Below are 17,013 nucleotides of genomic sequence, written 5' to 3'. Positions count from 1 at the left end.
CTCCGCCGCCAGGATTCGAACCTGAACCTCACAGCTCCAAAGGCTGTCGTGCTGCCGTTACACCACGGCGGAACGCGGACACGCGACGGGCGCGCACCGCAGGTCCCAGTCTGCCACGCGCGGATAATGGTTCCGTGAACGAACGAGGCGAGCACGACGAGGTCGACCGCATCATCGAGGCGTGGGGGACGCAGCGGCCCGACCTCGACTTCTCGCCCCTCGAGGTGCTCTCGCGGGTCGACCGGCTGTCGCGTCACCTCGACCGCGCGCGCCGCGAGGCTTTCCGCCGCAGCGACATCGAGCCGTGGGAGTGGGACGTGCTCTCGGCGCTGCGCCGCGCGGGCGATCCCTACCAGCTCAGCCCCAAGCAGCTGCTGCAGCAGACGCTGGTCTCGAGCGGCACGATGACCAACCGCATCGACCGGCTCGTGGGGCGCCGGCTCGTGCGCCGCGCCGCCGATCCCAGCGACGGGCGCAGCGTGCTGGTCACGCTCACGAGCGACGGCCGCACCCGCGTGGATGCCGCGATCACGCGCCTCGTCGACGCGGAGGCCGCGCTGCTCGCGGCGCTCTCGCGCAGCGACCGCGACCGGCTCGCCGTGCTGCTGCGCAAACTGAGCCTCAGCTTCGACGTCTGAGCGGCCTATAGTTGGGGCCACCGCCAATGCCGAGGACGGCATAGGGAATCACGCGCGGCGGGCGAGACTGAGGAGCACGGCCATGGCGACCGCAACGAACACCTCCGAGAGCGCGGGCAGCGGGCCCGTCGACCGCATGTACGTCGTCGCGCAGAGCGGCGGCATCGCGGCGTTCGACCTGTACGAGGACGGCTCGATCACCCCGCTGCCCGGGTCGCCCTATCCGAGCGGCGCCGGCACCTTCAGCATCGTCGCGAGCCCTGACCGGCGCCGCCTCTACGTCGCCCCGGGACTGGGGCTCGGGATGCCGTTCAGCTGGAAGCAGGCGCGCCGGCCGCAGCTGGCCACCTTCCGCGTGCGCGACGACGGCACGCTGGAGGAGGCGGCCGAGCCGATCCGGCTGCCCTGGCAGGTCACCGCCGTCGGCATGGCGATCTCGCCCGACGGCCGCAACCTCTACGTCGGCGTCGGCCGCGGCCCGGCCGGCATGTTCAAGGGCGCCATCGCACGCTTCCGCATCGACGACGACGGGCTGCCCCACCTCGCCGGCGTGCCCATCTCGATGGGCACTGCGCGCGACGGCATCCCCCAGCTCGTGCTCACGCCCGACGGCACGACGCTCTATGTCGCCGACACGCCGAAGAGATCGGTGCTGCGCTTCGCCGTGGGCGAGGACGGCGCGCTGTCGGGGCCGCTGCAGAGCATCCTCGCCGACGGCGAGTTCCCGATCACGCCGGTGCTCTCGCGCGACGGCCGCTTCTTCTACGTGCCGAACGAGCGCTCCGAGTCGATCACGGGCTACCGCGTCGGCGACGACGGGTCGCTCGCGCGGCTCGCGGACTCGCCCTACCCCGCGGAGAAGTTCCCGCACAACCCCGTCGCGGGGCGCGACGGGCGGTTCGTGTACTTCGCCAACACGATGTCCGACAGCATCACGGCCTACGAGATCGGCCCCGACGGCGCGCTCGCGCATCTCCCGGGATCGCCCTACCCGACACTGCCCGGACCCGCGATGCTGAGCCTGTCGACCGACGGAACCCGTCTCTATCTCGTCTCGTCGCCCATCTTCGTCGACGGCTCGCACGTCGTCATCACGAGCTACCGCATCCAGGCCGACGGCACGATCGTGCGCTCCGAGCACCCCCCGACGCCGACCGGCCTGCGGTTCGCCGACGGCCCGAGCTCGGTCATCCTGCCGATCGAGGCGTAGCCCCGGACACCGGGCCGGACGGTCGCCGGGCCGGACGATCGCCGGCGCCGTTCCGGCGGACCGGGCGCCGACGGCGGGCCGGGTATCGTCGAGCGGGTGAGTGCCCTCAGCCCCGAGACGATGCCGACCGATCCGCCGCCGTCCGCCTCGCCCTCTCGGGAGGCGGAGCTCGAGCGCCGCGTGCGCCGGTGGCGCCTCACGAGTCTCGTGCTCGCGGTCGTCACGGCGTTCCTGGCCGTGGTCGTGGCGGGGCAGCTCTCCGGCCCGCCGGCCGCGCCGACGGCGCCGCCCGAGGCCGGTGACACGGCGACCCGCGACACCGCGCCCGAGGCGACGGCGTCGGGCGCGGTGCCCGACCTCGCCCGGCGTGTCGACGGGGATCCGATGGCGGTCGGCGCCGTGGACGCGCCCGTCGTGCTGATCGAGTGGTTCGACTACCGGTGCCCGTTCTGCGCCGCGCACGCGGTCCGCACGCTGCCGCTGATCGTCGACGAGTACGTGGATGCCGGTCTCGTGCGCATCGAGTACCACGACGTCGTGTTCTTCGGCGACGACTCCCTCGCCGCGGCGGTCGCCGGGCGCGCCGCGGCGGCCCAGGGACGCTTCCACGAGTTCGTCGAGGTGCTCTTCGCGGCCGCTCCCTCCTCGGGGCATCCCGACATGCCGCGCGAGAGGCTCGTCGGCTTCGCCGAGCAGGCCGGGGTGCCCGACATCGCGACGTTCACGGCCGATCTCGACGATCCCGCGCTGCACGAGGCGGTCGTCACGAGCACGCGTGCGGCGCAGCGGCTCGGCATCACGAGCGTGCCGTTCTTCGTCGCCGGCGGCTCCGCCCTCGCCGGCGCGCAGCCCGTCGAGACCTTCCGCCTGCTGCTGGACGAGAAGGTCGCCGCGGCGGCCCGCTGATGGACGTCGGGCTCGCCGGGGCGGTCGTCGGCGGCATCCTCACGCTGCTCAGCCCGTGCTCGGTCATGCTGCTGCCGGCGTTCTTCGCCTACGCGTTCACCGGCGCGGGGCGGCTGCTCGCCCGCACGGGGGTGTTCTTCCTGGGCCTGTTGACGACGCTCGTCCCGCTGGGTGTGCTCGCGGGCAGCGTCGGGGCGTTCGTGAGCGCGCACCGCGGAGCCGTCGTCGCCGTGCTGGGCGCCCTGGTCATCGCGCTCGGCGTCGTCATGGCCGCGGGTCTGCGGGTTCCCGGGCTGTCGCGCACCGCCGCGTCGGAGGGCACCTCGGTCGCCTCGGTGTATCTGCTCGGAACCGTCTACGGCCTCGCCGGGGTGTGCGCGGGTCCCCTGCTCGGCGCCGTGCTCGCCCTCGGCGCCTTCGGCGGCGACGCGCTCTACGGCGGCCTCGTGCTCGCCGCGTTCGCGGTCGGCATGACGGTGCCGCTCCTCGTGCTCGCCCTCGTGTGGGACCGGGTGCCCGCGGTGCGCCGGTGGATGCGCCCGCGCGAGGTGCGCGTCGGACGCTGGCGCAACACCTCGACGCAGCTGGTCGGCGGCATCCTGACCATCGCGGTCGGCGTGCTCCTCATCGCGACCGACGGCACGGCCGGGCTGCCGAGCGTGCTCGGCGCCGAGTCGCAGGCCGCCCTGGAGGCCGACGCGCTGCGCGCGACCTCGGGCATCCCCGATCTCGTGCTCGCGGCGGCGGCGCTCGCGGTGCTGGCCACTGTGTGGTGGGCGCACCGTCGGCGACGGACGCGCCGCGAGCGAAACCGTGGACACGCTCGGAATTAGGCGATAGCGTGACCACGGTGCCGCATCGTCGCGGCGCACGAGAGACTCAAAGGAGAGTTGACATGGATGCTGTGGAGCGCCTGGTGGCGGTCGACGAGATCGAGCAGATGCGCATGAGGCTGTTTCGAGCGATCGACTTCGGAGACTTCGAGACCATCGCCGCACTGCTGACCGACGACGTCGTCGTCACCTCGATCGACGAGACCGGCAACGGCCGACCCGACAACGTGGTGAACGGCACCGACGCCTTCGCCGACTTCGTGCGCATGATCGTCGGCGCCGCCAAGGTCGTCCACTTCGCCACGATGCCGCAGATCGAGGTGGACGACGCCGACCACGCGCGCGGCATGTGGCTCGTCGCCGGCCTGCTCACGGGCGAGAACCGCGTGTTCGGCTACGAGACCATGGAGGACGAGTACGTGCGCACCGAGACGGGCTGGCGCGTGTCGAGGATGACGGCGCGGGCCCAGGCGCACCTCTGACGAGCCCGCCGGGCGATCGGCCGCCCGATCGCCCGGCGCCTCACCCCTGCCGCCCCTTGAACCGCGGATTGAGCTTGTTGATCACGTAGACGCGCCCGCGACGGCGCACGACCTGCGCACCGGGCTGGTTCTTCAACGACTTGATCGACGCACGGACCTTCATCTTCCATCTCCCTCTATTGAGAACGATTATCACTATAGTGGGAAGATCGGCGGGAGTGCGGATCGCGCCCGCGCGACCCGCACGCGCCCGGAGAGAAGAAGGAGACCGGATGACCCAGATCGATGTGATCGCCGTCGTGGGCAGCTGCGGCGCCGAGCGGCAGCGTCACGCCGAGCGGCTGGCCGAGACGACGGGACGCATGCTCGTCTCGGCGCGACGGCTCGCCCTCTCGCCCGACCCGGTCGACGAGGCCGCGGCCCTCGCCTCGTGGGCCGACACACCCGCCGGCGCCGTGCTCGAGTTCCCGCACGAGACGCTGACGACCGAGGTGATCGGCGCGCTCGCGGCGCCGGACGCCACGACCCGGCTGCTCGACGTCGTGTGCGTCGCCGACGCCTCGCACCTGCTCGACGACCTGCGCCGCGAGACGTACGCGCGACGCCTCGCCCCGCCGTGGTGGCATCCCTCTCCCCCGCAGTACGTCGCGCACGCCATGCTCACGGTGACGCAGCTCGAGTACGCGTCGGTCATCGTCCTCGTGAACTGGGAGCCCCTGCCCACCGCGACGCTCTCCACGGTGATGTCGCTCATCAGCCATCTCGCGCCGCACGCGCGCCTGCGGCTGCAGCGCGACGGCGCGGGCCAGTGGCCCGCCGGCCCTCCGTACACGCCCGCGCAGACGCGCGCGGGCTGGCTCGGCATCCTGAGCGACGACTTCGATCCGCACATGACCGATCCGCGCGTGCGCGCGATGCGCTACGAGAACGTGCGCCCGCTGCATCCCGGCCGGCTGGAGCGCCTGCTCGACGACCGCATCGAGCCGGGCGAGCTCGGCACCGTGATCCGCTCGGCGGGGTTCTGCCGGTTCGCGACGCGCCCGCACCTCGTCGGCCGCTGGGAGCACGTCGGGTCGATGATCTCGTTCGAGCCGCTCGGCGGCGACGACCTGGTCGCCGACGACGACGAGCTGCTCGCCGTGGGGCAGGACCTCGCGTTCATCGGCATCGACCTCGATCGCGACGCCCTCGCCGCGGCCCTCGACGCGACGGCGCTCACCGACGAGGAGCTCGCGGCCGGCCCGGCCGCGTGGGCGGGCTTCGCCGACCCGTTCCCCACGTGGGTCCCGGCGACGCGCCCGGCGGAGTAGCCGGCCCCGACGCGGCGCGGAGCTACGCCGCGAGGCAGACGCCCGTGGCCACGGCGTCGTCGCTGCCGTCGAGCGCGTCGAGCACGGGACGCAGCTCGTCGTTCGTCATCGCGTAGCCGACGTCGGCGCGCACCTCGTCGCGGGCGAACACGACGCCCGCGACGGCGCCCGACGCCGTCAGCACGGGGCCCCCGGAGTTGCCGGGGTGCACCTCGGCCTGCAGGCTGTAGATCGCGCGGTCGGCGGTGGCCGACCCGTAGATGTCGCCGATCGGCGCCGAGCCGCTCCAGATCACCCCCGCGGGAACCGTCTGGAACGGCCCGCCGTACGGGTACCCCTGCACGACCGCGGCATCCCCCGGCACGAGCGCATCGGCGAGGGGCAGCGGCGCGGCGTCGACGTCGGCGGCGATGACGGCCAGGTCGTCGACCGGGTCGAAGTAGATCACGCGGCCGTCGCGCGCCGGCTCGCCCGGCAGCTCGACGAGGGGCGTGTCGACCCCGGCGACGACGTGCGCGTTCGTGACGATGCGGTCCTCGGCGATGACGAAGCCGGTTCCGCTCGCGATCGTGCCGCACTGGTGCGCGATGCCGGAGACGCGCGCGACCGAGCCGGCCGCCGCCGCGAGGGCGGGATCGTCGGTGTCGATCGATCCGAGGTCGGGCGCGGGGGCGAGCTCGCCGTCGTCGAGCAGGCCGTCGATCGTGGGCAGCACCGTGTCGCCGAGGACCGCGGAGTGCAGCCGCGCCATCGCCTCGGCGAGCGGCGCCGGCGTGATGCGGTCGATCGTGCGCAGCACCGTCGACGACGCCGCGGCCGCGGAGAGCACGGGGATGCCGGCCGACGCGATGCCCGCGGCCGTGAGCGAGAGCACGAGGGTCGCCGCGACGAGCGAGACGACGCCGCCGAGCAGGCGCTCGATGCCTTTCAGCCGCAGCTTGTCGGCGCCGCTGCGGATGACGCGGCCGATCGCGCCGCCGATCGCCGCGCCGAGCGCGAGCAGCACGATCGCGCTGCCGACGACGGTGATGCCGTGCCACGCACGATCGGTCACGAGGCCCGCGACGAAGGGCAGCACCCACGGGGCGACGAGGCCCGCCGCGATGAGACCGCACACGGTGCCGATCGCCGAGAAGAACCCCGCGCGCAGGCCCGCGACGAGGGCGACGACCAGCAGGATCACGAGAAGGATGTCGAACACGGCGTCACTCCAGCGTCGCGTAGGAGTTCGCCGCGGCGGCGACCCGGTGGTTGTAGTCGAGCGAGGGGTTGTAGGCGCTCACGGCCGCGATCCAGTTCTCGGGCTGCGTGAGGTCGCCGCCGACCTCGCACAGGTGCACGGCGGCGGCCAGGACGGCGTCGTCGATCTGGTTGATGTCGGTCACGCCGTCGCGGTCGCCGTCCTGCGCCGCGAGCGCCCACGTGGACGGGATGAACTGCATGGGCCCGACGGCGCGGTCCCAGACCGCGTCGCCGTCGATCGCGCCGCCGTCGGTGTCGGGGACGGGGATCGTGCCGTCGCCGTCGAGGGCGATGCCGACGATCGCCGGCAGCACGGTGCCGTCGGCGTGCAGCGTCGCGCCGTGCATGCTGCCGTGCAGCGTCTCGACGAGCCCGATCGCGGCGAGCGTGTTCCAGCCGAGGCCGCACGCGGGGTGCGTCCCGGCGACCGCGAGGGCGGCGCCCGCGTAGGCCGCCATCGCGCGCTCGGGGATGTCGCCCGCCGCGGCGATCCGCTGCGTCCAGGCCGGGTCGGCGAGCTCGGCGATCGGGATGCCGGAGACCGGGGCGGAGGCCGACGCCGGCGTACGCGTCGGTGCGGGGGCGGCCGTCTCGGTCGGCGCCGTGGCCACGCGCGGCTCCTCGGGATCGCCGGCCCGGTCGAGGCCGCCGATCGAGGTCACGGCCGCGGCGGCGAGCAGCGCACCGCCGCCCAGCATCATCGCGACGACGAGCGCGGGCAGCATCCAGCGGAGCCGTGGCGGCCGGATGCGCGGAGGGTCGGACATGATCGCGACCCAGAGTACCCGGGCCGCCTGTCAGATCCCCGGGTCGTGTCCCTGAGAATCTTCTTCGTAGTTATCTTCTATCTATCGAGCGACATAGTAGGCTTGAGATATGGATCTTTCAACGATATCCGTCGATCCGATCGGCGACCTGTTCGCCGATCGCGCGTTCCGTGACGCGCACTTCGACGCGCTCTGCCGCGACCACGTCGACCGGGCACGGCTGATCGACGAGGCAGACCTGCTGTGCCCGGTCGACGCGACGCCCGACGAGGCGCAGGAGGCGTTCGAGGGACTGTTCGACATCGAGCGGATCGCGCGGCGGCAGCGAGCCCTGGTCGCAGAGCAGGATCGCGTGATCGACGCCGTCCTCACCCGGGCGGAGACCGACACGGTGCCCTGGCTCGGCCCCGACCCCGCTCTCGACCCCGCCTGGGTCGATCCCCGCGACCGCGACGTCCGCACCGTGCGTCGCCACCGCGTGCAGCTCGCCGTCCGCGCCGCGGCCGCCGACCTCGCGACGCGCCTGCGTCTGTCGGAGAACGCCGTCCGCTCCCGCGGCCATCGCGCACGGGTGCTCTCCCGGCGCTGCCCCGTGCTGTGGTCACGATATCTCGGCGGCGACATCTGCGAGCAGAACGCCGCCACGGTCGCGACCCTCGCCGATTCGCTCCCCGATCGCATGCCCCACGCATGGCAGCGGTTCGACGAGACCCTCGCCGACGCCGCGGCCGCGCTCACGCCGGGGAGGTTCCGCACCCGTGCGCGAGCCGTTCGCGAACGCGTGCACCCGACGTCGCTCGGCGAGCGCCACGCCCGCGCGATGGGCGACCGCGCCGTGTGGATCGCGCCCGAGCTCGACGGCATGGCCACGCTCACGGCGCTCCTGCCCGCCACCGGCGCGCACGCGATCGACAACCTCCTCGAACGCCACGCCCGCCACCTCGCGGCACGACCCGACGAGCACCGGACGAGCGCCCAGCTCCGCGCCGACGCGTTCTGCGACCTGCTCACGACGCTCGTGCCGCCCGTCGACGCGAGCAGCGCCGACCGGCCGGCCGCACCGGCACCCGCCGCGACCGTGCACCTCACGATCCCCGCCCTCAGCCTGCTCGGCCGCTCCGACGAGCCCGCCACCCTGGACGGCTACGGTCCCATCGACATCGACACCGCCCGCGACCTCGCCGCGACGGCCACGAGCCTCGTCCGGGTGCTCACGCACCCCGTCACGGGAACGGTGGTCGACATCGACCGCACCGCCTACCGCGTCCCCGCCGACCTGAGACGCTGGCTCCGCGTCCACCACCCCACGTGCGTCTTCCCCGGATGCCGCACGCCCGCAGACCGCTGCGACATCGACCACCGCACGCGCTGGGCCGACGGCGGGACGACGTCCGCCGAGAACACGGCACCGGTCTGCCGATCGCACCACGTCCTCAAAGAGGAGACCGCGTGGAGGATGCGCCGGGACCCGCGCACCGGGGAGATCACCTGGACGAGCCCGACCGGCAACGCCATCCCCTGCGACCCGGCGCCCTTCTAGGGCGCGGGCTCACCACCGGGGGCTCCAGGGCACGGGCTCGCCGCCGGGGACATCCCTCACCCGTCGCGGCGGCGGCGCTCCAGGCGCTCGCGCGCCTCGCGGGCCTCCTGACGCTCGCGCCTGCGCGCCTCACGGAGCGCCTTCTCCGCCTCGCGCACGGCCTTGCGCGCCTCGCGGAAGCGCTTGTCGTCCGCGATGTCGCCATCGTCGGTCCCCGGCCACGTCGACGGCTGCGCGCGAGCGCCCGCGGCGGAGACGGCGTCGATGTACGCCGCGACCCCGTCGAGGCTGCGCTCGAGCCCGAACGCGAAGGGATCGCTCTCGTCGAGGAAGACCCCGGCGTCGATCGCGGCGCGCAGATGCGGGTACGCGTCGGCGGTGATGAGCAGGCGGTAGAGCGCGTCCTCCTGCTGCGCGATGTCGCCGTCGTCCACCTGCCGCTCGCGCACCATGCGCGCGTACCCGGCCATGATCATGCCCGCCCACCGCGCCTGTCCGGTCACGAGGAGCAGGACCGACATCCGCTCGTCGTGCGTCAGCGGCGTGTCGGCGAGCGCGCCCAGACCCGCATCCATCCACGCCGAGGTGCTCGGCGTGGTCGGTGAGCCGCTGATCGGGATGTCGAGGGCCCACGGATGCCGCAGATAGGCCTGCAGCTGCGCGTCGTACAGCGCCCGCAGCTGCGCGCGCCAGGCACCCTCGCGCGCCGCCTCGGGCGGCAGCCCCGTCGCCTCCTCCAGCATCAGCAGGATCAGGTCGTCCTTCGCGCTGACGTAGCGGTACAGCGACATCGGCGTGTAGCCGAGCTTCGCGGCCACGGCGGCCATCGACACGGCGGACAGCCCGTCGGCGTCGGCGAGCTCGACCGCCGCCTCGACGATCCGCTCGACGCTCATCTCGCGCTTGGGCCCGCGCTGCGGATCGGCGGCGATGCCCCACGCGAGCGCGATGCCGCGCGGCAGGTCGAGATCTGCGGCGTCGTCCATCCCCACAGTCTAGGACTGTGTATTACGTAAACAGTGTGTTACCGTCATAAACAGTTTCAGGCATACACAGAAAGGCGATCTCATGACTGACGACCGTTCCGCCGTCGTCGTGCGGGGACTGCGCAAGGCGTTCGGGCGCCACGTGGTGCTCGACGGGCTCGATCTCGACGTCGCGCGCGGCGAGATCCTCGCGCTCCTCGGGCCCAACGGCGCGGGCAAGACCACCACCATCGGCGTGCTCACGACCCTCGTCGCGCCCGACGAGGGCACCGTCCGCATCCTCGGCACCGACGTCGTGCGCGACCCGGCGACCGCCCGGCGGCGCATCAGCCTCACGGGCCAGTCGGCCGCCGTCGACGACGCGCTCACGGGCATCGAGAACGTCGTGATGCTCGGCCGCCTCTCGGGGCTCTCGTCGCGCGCGGCCCGGGCGCGCGCCGCCGAGCTGCTCGACAGGTTCGACCTCGCAGACGCCGCATCGCGCCGCGTCGCGACCTACTCCGGCGGCATGCGCCGGCGCCTCGACCTCGCCCTGAGCTTCGTCGTGACCCCCGAGGTGCTCTTCCTCGACGAGCCGACGACGGGCCTCGACACCCGCAGCCGTCGCGAGCTGTGGAGCGTCATCCGCTCCCTCGCCGACGCGGGCGTCACCGTCTTCCTCACGACGCAGTACCTGGAGGAGGCCGACCAGCTCGCCGACCGCATCGCCGTGCTGCACGACGGCCGCATCGTCGCGCTCGGCACGCCCGACGAGCTGAAGGCGGCCACGGGCTCCGACGTCGTCGAGCTGCGCGACGCGCACGGCGAGCTGCTGCGCGAGGTGCCCACCGACAGCACCGTCGCGGGCGTGCGCCGGGCGCTCGACGCGCTCGGCGCCGTGGAGGGCGTCGTGTCGGTGCGCCGGCCCACGCTCGACGACGTCTTCCTCGCCCTGACCGCTGCGCCGGCCGAGGAGGTGGCGGCATGACCGCGATGCCCGTCCCCGCGCTCCGTCCCCGCGTCGGCGGCCTCGTCGCCGAGCGCGTCTTCGTGACGCGAAGCCTGCGGCACTCGCTGCGCGACGGCGAGTCGCTGCTCATGGCCATCACGCTGCCGGTCATGCTCATGCTGCTGTTCACGTTCGTGTTCGGCGGTGCGCTCGACCCGGCGGGCGGCTACGTCGACTACATCGTGCCGGGCATCGTCCTGCTGTGCGCCGGCTTCGGGGCGTCGTCGACGGCCGTCTACGTCGCGAACGACATGAAGACGGGCATCATCGACCGCTTCCGGACGATGCCGCTGCGCGCCGGCGCCGTGCTCACGGGCCACGTCGTGGCGAGCCTGCTGCGCAACCTGCTCGCGACCGGCGTCGTCATCGGCGTCGCGTTCGCCCTCGGCTTCCGGCCGACGGCGTCGCCCGCGGAAGGGCTCGGCGCGATCGCGCTCATCGCGCTGTACATCCTCGCGATCACCTATCTGTTCGCCGCGATCGGCCTGGCCGCAGGCGGCCCCGAGGCCGCGAACGGATACGGCTTCATCCTGCTGTTCCTGCCCTATCTGTCGAGCGCCTTCGTCCCCGTGTCGACGATGCCCGCGTGGCTGCAGCCGGTCGCGCAGCACCAGCCGATCACGCCGATCGTCGAGACCATCCGCGGGCTGCTCCTCGGCGCGCCGCTCGGCACGAACCCGTGGTGGGCGCTGCTGTGGTGCACCGCCGTGCTCGTCGTCGCGGTCGCGTGGGGCGCCTGGCTGTTCCGCCGCCGCGCGGGACGGCGCTAGCACCCCGCCGCCCGACACCGCTCGCGAGGGTGCCACATGTTCCCGCGAGGGTGCCACTTGCGTTCGCGAGGGTGCTCCCGCGGGAACATGACTGGCACCCTCGCGGGTACAACCAACACCCTCGCGAAAACAACCAGCACCCTCGCGGGGACAACCAGCACCCTCGCGGGGAGGGGTGGGAGGCGTCAGCCCGCGACGCGGCTCACGAGGCGCGAGGTCTCGGTGCCGGGCACGGCGAGGCGGTCGGCGACCTCGCGGATGAGGGCGCGCAGCGCCGCACCCGCGTGGGTCGGGGCCATGTCGGTGCGGCGCGCGACGCTGACCGTGCGGGCGAGCGAGGGGTCGGCCAGGGGCGCGACGCGCAGGGCGGGGCGGTCGACGGCGACCATCGCCGGCACGACCGCGACGCCGAGGCCGCGCTCGGCGAAGCGCAGCGCGGCATCCATCTCCGCCCCCTCGACGGCGATCGCGGGCGTCAGCTCCGCACGCGCGAGGGCGGCGTCGACGGCGACCCGCAGATCGTAGTTCTCCGGAAAGACGATCTGCGGGGTCGCGGCGAGCCGGCGCAGGGTGACGGCGTCCTGGCCGGCGAACGGGTCGGGCTGCGCCGCCGACGAGACCACGACGAGGCGTTCGCTCAGCACCGGCTCGCGCTCGAGCACGGCACGGGCGGCGCCCGACGACACGCTCGTCACGATGAGCGCGAGGTCGAGGGCGCCGTCGACGAGCGCCTCGATGAGGCTGCGCGAGCCGCGCTCGAGGATCTCGATGTGGATGCCGGGATGCCGCTCGTGGAACTCGGCGAGCACCTCGGCGACCAGGCTCGTGCACAGGGTGGGGGTCGCTCCCAGTCGCACGCGGCCGCGCTGCAGGCCGGCGAGCTCCGCCATCTCGCTGCGCGCCGTCTCGGCATCCGTGAGCATGCGGCGCGCGAGCGGCAGCAGGCGCTCCCCCGCCGCCGTGAGGGCGACGTTGCCGCGCGTGCGGTGGAAGAGGTCGACGCCGAGCTCGGACTCGAGCGTCGCGACCTGTCTGCTGAGCGTCGGCTGGGCGACGTGCAGCCGCTCGGCGGCGCGGGTGAAGTGGCTCGTCTGCGCGACCTCGACGAACCCTCGCAGCTGTTCGAGGTTCATGTCGATAGCGTAGACGTATCGTCTTGATCGACACTATTCATTGGAGTAATCATCGAGGCGTACCTACCGTTGTGCGCATGAACGCACCCCACAGCACCGCGCCCCACAGCACCACGCACGAACGCCTGATCTCCACGTCCGTCCTCGTCGTCGGCACGGGAGGCGCGGGGCTCCGCGCCTCCATCGAGCTCGCCGAGCGCGGGGTGCAGGTGCTCGCGGTCGGAAAGCGGCGCAAGCACGACGCGCACACCTCGCTCGCCGCGGGCGGGATCAACGCGGCCCTCGGCACCATGGACCCCGAGGACAGCTGGCAGCAGCACGCCGCCGACACGCTGCGCGAGTCGTACTTCCTGGCCGACCCGCGCATCGTCGAGATCGTCGCGAAGAACGCGGCGCAGGGCATCGAGGACCTCGAGCGCTGGGGCATGCCCTTCGCCCGGGAGGCCGACGGACGCCTCAGCCAGCGCTTCTTCGGCGCGCACCTCTACCGGCGCACGTGCTACGCGGGCGACTACACGGGGCTGGAGATCCAGCGCACGCTGCTGCGGCGGGCGCAGGAGCTGCAGGTGCCGATCGTCGACACGGTCTACGTCACGCGCCTGCTGGTCAGCGACGGGCGCATCTTCGGCGCGTACGGCTTCGACATCGTCGACGGCACGCCCGTGGTCATCCACGCCGACGCGGTGATCCTCGCCGCGGGCGGCCACAACCGCATCTGGCGGCACACATCGTCGCGCCGCGACGAGAACACCGGCGACTCGTTCCGGCTCGCGGCGCTCGCGGGAGCGCGGATCCGCGACGCCGAGCTGGTGCAGTTCCACCCCTCCGGCCTGCTCGAGCCCTCCGACGCCGCGGGCACGCTGGTGTCCGAGGCGGCGCGGGGCGAGGGCGGCGTGCTGCGCAACGCGCTCGGCGAGCGCTTCATGGAGCGCTACGACCCCGAGCGCCGGGAGCTGTCGACGCGCGACCGCGTCGCCCTCGCCAACTACACCGAGATCGCAGAGGGCCGGGGCACCGAGAAGGGCGGCGTCTATCTCGACGTCTCGCACCTCCCGCGCGAGCAGATCCTCGCCAAGCTGCCGCGCGTCTACCGCACGCTCATCGACCTGCAGATGCTCGACATCACGAAGCAGCCGATCGAGGTCGCGCCCACCGCGCACTACTCGATGGGCGGGGTCTGGGTGAGTCCCGAGACGCACGGCACGGGCGTCGACGGGCTCTACGCGATCGGCGAGGCCGCGAGCGGCCTGCACGGCGCGAACCGGCTCGGCGGCAACTCGCTCATCGAGCTGCTCGTGTACGGCAGGCTCACGGGCGGCGACGCCGCCGAGTACGTGCGGGGCCTCACGGGGCTGCGACGCGACCCCGCGGCGGTCGCGGAGGCGCGGGCCGAGATGCAGGGTCTGCTCACCGGCGGCGGCGAGGAGAGCCCGCGCCTGCTCCAGCGCAGCCTGCGCGACCTCATGACCGAGCACGCGGGCGTCGTGCGCAGCGAGCAGGGGCTCAGCGAGGGGCTGGCGAAGCTCGACGAGCTGGAGAGCCGCGTCGCGAACCTCACGGCACATCCCGACATCGCGGGCTTCGACGACCTCGCGCACGCCTTCGACCTCTACGGGTCACTGCTCGCGGCGCGCGCGACGCTCGAATGCGCGCGGGAACGACGTGAGACCCGCGGATGCCACAACCGCTCCGACCACCCCGAGCAGCGCGACGAGCTGCGCGGAAGCATGGTGTGGTCGCCCGCCGCCGGCGTCGTCTTCGAGCCGGTCGGCGAGGCGCCCGACTCGTTCCGCGAGCTCGCGCGAACGCAGATCGACGACTCCCCCGTCGGCAAGCTTGCCGAGTGACGGATCGAGAAATTTATCTTGACATCGAGATAAATCTGAGGTCTACTTGTAGTTAGGCAAGCCTTACCTAAGCGATCGCGTTCTCTCTCTGGAAAGGACGCTCTCATGAGCACGGAAGTCTCTCGTCTGGCCGCCTTCGTCGCGGCCGCCGCCTTCGAGGATCTCAGCGCCACGGCGCTCGAACAGCTGAAGATCCGCGTCCTCGACACGATCGGGGTCGCGATCGGCGCCCTCGACGCCGAACCCGTCGTCGCCATCAGAGAGCTGATCGACGATCTCGGGGGCGCGCCGGCGGCCACGCTGATCGGCGGCGGCAAGACCGCGCCCGACCGCGCCGCCTTCTACAACAGCGCCCTGAGCCGCTACCTCGACTTCATGGACTCCTACCTCGCCAAGGGCGAGACCAACCACCCCTCCGACAACTTCGGGGCGGTGCTGGCCGCCGCGGAGTCCGTGAACGCCGACGGGCGCGAGCTGCTGACGGCGTTCGCCGTCGCCTATCAGGTGCACGCGCGCCTGTCCGACGTGGCACCGGTCCGCGCCCGCGGCTTCGACCACACGACGCAGGGCGCCTATGCGGCCGCCGCCGCGGCGGCCAAGGCGCTGCGGCTGCCCGCGACGCAGATTGCGAACGCGATCTCGATCTCGGGCACGGCCAACAACGCCCTGCGCGTGACACGCACCGGCAACCTGTCGCACTGGAAGGGCCTCGCCTACCCGCAGGTCTCGAAGGAGGGCACCTTCGCGGCGCTCCTCGCGGCACGGGGCATCACCGGGCCCGAGGAGGTCTTCGAGGGCAACAAGGGCTTCAAGGACGCGATCGCGGGTCCCTTCGAGATCGACTGGCAGACGGAGGACCTCGAACGGGTGCGGCGCTCGATCGTCAAGAAGCACAACGCCGAGATCCACTCGCAGTCGGCGTTGGACGCCGCGCAGCACGTCCGCTCCCAGACGGGCTTCGCCGCCTCCTCGATCGCGAGCGTGCGGCTGCGCACCTTCGACGTCGCCTTCTCGATCATCGGCGGCGGCGAGGAGGGGGACAAGCGCACGGTGCGCACGAAGGAGGAGGCCGACCACTCGCTGCCCTGGATGCTGGCCGTCGTCCTGCTGGACGGCGAGCTCACCCCCGCCCAGTACGCGCCCGCGCGCATCGTCGCCGACGACGTGCAGGCGCTGATGGCGAAGGTCGAGATCACGCCCGACGACGGCTTCTCCGCGCGCTTCCCCGACGAGATGCCCGCCGAGCTCGAGGTCGTGCTCGAGGACGGCACCGTGCTGCGCTCGGTGCAGAGCTCCTACGAAGGATTCCACGACGACCCGCTCGGCTGGGACGGCGCCCGGCGCAAGTTCGACGCGCTCGCAACGCCGTTCACGACGCCCGAGCTGCGCAATGAGATCGCCGCGATCGTCGCGGATCTCGAGAATCGCACGGTCGCCGAGCTCACGAGCGCTCTCGCCCGCGTCAGCCGCACACGCGCGTGACACACCGGCACGCGCACGAGACCCAGAGGAAAAGGAGAAACACCATGAGCAACGCCATCCCCTTCGACACCGCGTTCAACTTCGTCCCCCGCGCCCATCGGCCGGAGAAGCCGCGCCGGTTCGGGATCACCGAGATCCGCGCGCCCTACTACGCCACGTTCGGCACGCGCCACCTGCAGGACGTCTTCGATGTCGCCGGCAACTGGGTCGACGGCATCAAATGGGCGGGCGGGTCGTTCTCGCTCGTCCCGCCCGAGCAGGTGCGGGCCTTCAGCGACATCGCGCACGAGAACGGCGCGTACGTGTCGTCGGGCGGCTGGATCGAGACGGTGCTGCGCTACGGCCCGGATGCCGTCGACCAGTACCTGAAGGAGGCGAAGGAGGTCGGCTTCGACGTCATCGAGATCTCGACCGGGTTCATCATGCTCCCCACGTCGGGCCTGCTGCGGCTCGTCGACAAGGTCGTCAAGGCGGGCCTCAAGGCCAAGCCGGAGCTGGGCATCCAGATCGGCTCCGGCGGCGACTCCGGCGAGGCCGAGCTGGCGGCCGAGACGAAGAAGGACGTCGGCGACCTCGTCGACCGGGCGCAGCAGGCGCTGGAGGCCGGTGCCGACATCATCATGATCGAGTCGGAGGGCATCACCGAGAACGTCACCGAGTGGAACACGGGTGCGGCGGCGGCCATCATCAACGGGGTCGGTCTCGAGAACGTCATGTTCGAGGCCGCAGACGGTCCCGTGTTCGAGTGGTACGTCAAGAACTACGGCAACGAGGTCAACCTCTTCGTCGACCACTCGCAGATCCTCCAGCTCGAGGGACTGCGGCAGAACATCTGGGGGAACAAGTCCACCTGGGGCCGGGTCATCAACCCTGCCTGAA

The 17,013-nt window shown here is 72.5% G+C and carries 17 protein-coding genes and 1 tRNA gene; 12 read left to right on the top strand and 6 right to left on the bottom strand.

What is annotated here, in order from left to right:
- Window positions 1-72 (bottom strand) — tRNA-Gln (locus AOA12_RS07655).
- A gap of 62 nt (window positions 73-134) precedes the next feature.
- Between AOA12_RS07655 and AOA12_RS07650 the strand changes: the two genes are divergently transcribed.
- The 5 genes from AOA12_RS07650 to AOA12_RS07630 all read left to right on the top strand — a co-directional run bounded on the left by AOA12_RS07650 (window position 135) and on the right by AOA12_RS07630 (window position 4,069).
- Window positions 135-638 (top strand): MarR family winged helix-turn-helix transcriptional regulator, encoded by a 504-nt coding sequence (locus tag AOA12_RS07650; RefSeq protein ID WP_054681680.1) that lies wholly within the window; start codon window positions 135-137, stop codon window positions 636-638.
- A gap of 82 nt (window positions 639-720) precedes the next feature.
- Window positions 721-1,848 carry a lactonase family protein gene (locus tag AOA12_RS07645; RefSeq protein ID WP_054681678.1) on the top strand — a complete coding sequence of 376 codons (1,128 nt, stop codon included), beginning with the start codon at window positions 721-723 and terminating at the stop codon, window positions 1,846-1,848.
- A gap of 96 nt (window positions 1,849-1,944) precedes the next feature.
- Entirely contained in the window at window positions 1,945-2,754 is an 810-nt protein-coding gene (locus AOA12_RS07640) for a DsbA family protein (protein ID WP_231637200.1), read from the top strand.
- On the top strand, window positions 2,754-3,587 hold the full coding sequence (locus AOA12_RS07635) for a cytochrome c biogenesis CcdA family protein (RefSeq protein WP_054681674.1): 834 nt from the start codon (window positions 2,754-2,756) through the stop codon (window positions 3,585-3,587). The genes AOA12_RS07640 and AOA12_RS07635 overlap by 1 nt, the downstream gene beginning before the upstream one ends.
- A gap of 62 nt (window positions 3,588-3,649) precedes the next feature.
- On the top strand, window positions 3,650-4,069 hold the full coding sequence (locus AOA12_RS07630; RefSeq protein WP_054681672.1) for a nuclear transport factor 2 family protein: 420 nt from the start codon (window positions 3,650-3,652) through the stop codon (window positions 4,067-4,069).
- Window positions 4,070-4,109: 40 nt separating this feature from the next.
- Here AOA12_RS07630 and ykgO read toward each other — a convergent pair whose 3' ends face one another.
- Window positions 4,110-4,232: a type B 50S ribosomal protein L36 gene (gene ykgO / locus AOA12_RS07625; protein WP_023951906.1), complete on the bottom strand. Its 123-nt coding sequence runs from the start codon at window positions 4,230-4,232 to the stop codon at window positions 4,110-4,112.
- Window positions 4,233-4,341: 109 nt separating this feature from the next.
- Here ykgO and AOA12_RS07620 point away from each other — a divergent pair, with 109 nt between their 5' ends.
- Window positions 4,342-5,379 (top strand): GTP-binding protein, encoded by a 1,038-nt coding sequence (locus tag AOA12_RS07620; RefSeq protein ID WP_054681670.1) that lies wholly within the window; start codon window positions 4,342-4,344, stop codon window positions 5,377-5,379.
- A 22-nt stretch (window positions 5,380-5,401) separates the two neighbouring features.
- Here AOA12_RS07620 and AOA12_RS07615 read toward each other — a convergent pair whose 3' ends face one another.
- On the bottom strand, window positions 5,402-6,580 hold the full coding sequence (locus tag AOA12_RS07615; RefSeq protein WP_054681668.1) for a MarP family serine protease: 1,179 nt from the start codon (window positions 6,578-6,580) through the stop codon (window positions 5,402-5,404).
- Window positions 6,581-6,584: 4 nt separating this feature from the next.
- Entirely contained in the window at window positions 6,585-7,388 is an 804-nt protein-coding gene (locus AOA12_RS07610) for a lytic transglycosylase domain-containing protein (protein WP_054681667.1), read from the bottom strand.
- Window positions 7,389-7,497: 109 nt separating this feature from the next.
- On the opposite strand from AOA12_RS07610, the gene AOA12_RS07605 reads away from it, so the two are divergent.
- Window positions 7,498-8,928 (top strand): HNH endonuclease signature motif containing protein, encoded by a 1,431-nt coding sequence (locus AOA12_RS07605; RefSeq protein WP_054681665.1) that lies wholly within the window; start codon window positions 7,498-7,500, stop codon window positions 8,926-8,928.
- Window positions 8,929-8,984: 56 nt separating this feature from the next.
- Here the strand turns inward: AOA12_RS07605 and AOA12_RS07600 are convergent, their stop codons facing one another.
- Window positions 8,985-9,914: a TetR/AcrR family transcriptional regulator gene (locus AOA12_RS07600; RefSeq protein ID WP_054681663.1), complete on the bottom strand. Its 930-nt coding sequence runs from the start codon at window positions 9,912-9,914 to the stop codon at window positions 8,985-8,987.
- 82 nt (window positions 9,915-9,996) lie between these two features.
- Here AOA12_RS07600 and AOA12_RS07595 point away from each other — a divergent pair, with 82 nt between their 5' ends.
- Window positions 9,997-10,881, top strand: coding sequence for an ATP-binding cassette domain-containing protein (locus tag AOA12_RS07595; protein ID WP_054681661.1), 885 nt, complete (start codon window positions 9,997-9,999; stop codon window positions 10,879-10,881).
- Complete coding sequence (locus tag AOA12_RS07590) at window positions 10,878-11,672, top strand: ABC transporter permease (RefSeq protein ID WP_054681659.1); 795 nt, start codon at window positions 10,878-10,880, stop codon at window positions 11,670-11,672. Before AOA12_RS07595 ends, AOA12_RS07590 begins: the two co-directional genes overlap by 4 nt.
- A gap of 185 nt (window positions 11,673-11,857) precedes the next feature.
- Here AOA12_RS07590 and AOA12_RS07585 read toward each other — a convergent pair whose 3' ends face one another.
- Window positions 11,858-12,805, bottom strand: coding sequence for a LysR family transcriptional regulator (locus AOA12_RS07585; RefSeq protein ID WP_054681656.1), 948 nt, complete (start codon window positions 12,803-12,805; stop codon window positions 11,858-11,860).
- A 77-nt stretch (window positions 12,806-12,882) separates the two neighbouring features.
- Here AOA12_RS07585 and AOA12_RS07580 point away from each other — a divergent pair, with 77 nt between their 5' ends.
- The 3 genes from AOA12_RS07580 to AOA12_RS07570 all read left to right on the top strand — a co-directional run bounded on the left by AOA12_RS07580 (window position 12,883) and on the right by AOA12_RS07570 (window position 17,012).
- Window positions 12,883-14,652 (top strand): L-aspartate oxidase, encoded by a 1,770-nt coding sequence (locus AOA12_RS07580; protein WP_054681654.1) that lies wholly within the window; start codon window positions 12,883-12,885, stop codon window positions 14,650-14,652.
- A 105-nt stretch (window positions 14,653-14,757) separates the two neighbouring features.
- A complete protein-coding gene (locus tag AOA12_RS07575; protein WP_054681653.1) occupies window positions 14,758-16,134 on the top strand; it encodes an MmgE/PrpD family protein in 1,377 nt (458 codons plus the stop codon).
- Window positions 16,135-16,178: 44 nt separating this feature from the next.
- Entirely contained in the window at window positions 16,179-17,012 is an 834-nt protein-coding gene (locus AOA12_RS07570; protein ID WP_054681651.1) for a phosphosulfolactate synthase, read from the top strand.
- The last annotated feature ends 1 nt before the right edge of the window (window position 17,013 follow it).

The sequence above is a fragment of the Microbacterium sp. No. 7 genome, from assembly GCF_001314225.1.
GTDB lineage: Bacteria > Actinomycetota > Actinomycetes > Actinomycetales > Microbacteriaceae > Microbacterium.
This window is presented reverse-complemented; position numbering and strand designations above follow the sequence as displayed.